This window comes from Rossellomorea aquimaris (assembly GCF_001877785.1).
GTDB lineage: Bacteria > Bacillota > Bacilli > Bacillales > Bacillaceae_B > Rossellomorea > Rossellomorea aquimaris_A.
In genome coordinates, this window is the sequence record NZ_MINN01000120.1 from 1 (window position 1) to 563 (window position 563).

2 pseudogenes are annotated in these 563 nt (G+C 50.1%); one reads left to right on the forward strand and one right to left on the reverse strand.

The features are described 5' to 3' along the window. Window positions 1–13: 13 nt before the first annotated feature. Window positions 14–148: pseudogene (locus tag BHE18_RS23965) on the reverse strand (glycoside hydrolase family 2 TIM barrel-domain containing protein); the annotation flags it as partial. Window positions 149–185: 37 nt separating this feature from the next. Between BHE18_RS23965 and BHE18_RS18325 the strand changes: the two are divergent. Further along, window positions 186–530, forward strand: a pseudogene (locus tag BHE18_RS18325) (SbcC/MukB-like Walker B domain-containing protein); the annotation flags it as partial. Window positions 531–563: the final 33 nt, after the last annotated feature.

The following is a 563-nucleotide window of genomic DNA, read 5'->3' on the forward strand; positions in this document are numbered from 1 at the left end:
AATACCATCCGTACTAACTGTTCAGGACCAGCACATCAAAGAGAGCTCTGATGGTATCGGTGTGAGCGTCGAAGAACATTACATTGACGCAGGTGATCGGGCGCGTCGGGTCGAGTTTACGCGTTGCTTCCGTCAGTTGAGCGAAATATTCCCGTGCACCTTGAGGATGGGTATTTTTTTTTTTCCTTGATGTGTATGATGCCTATACCGGCCAGGCGCGCGACGTCAAAACGATGTCCGGCGGAGAGAAGTTCAACGCCTCCCTATGTCTCGCGCTCGGAATGGCCGATGTCATCCAGAGCTTTGAGGGCAATGTGTCGATCGAGACAATGTTTATCGACGAAGGCTTCGGTTCACTGGATGAAGAGTCGCTGAATAAAGCCATTGAGACCTTGGTGGACTTGCAAAAGTCGGGTCGGATGATCGGCGTCATGTCCCACGTGCAAGAATTGAAAGCAGCGATACCGGCAATTTTGGAAGGGGAAAAGACGAAAGAAGGCATTAGCCGGACCCGTTTCCAATTGAAATGACCAGCAGCGTTTATAATATAAGCGGAACGTGAA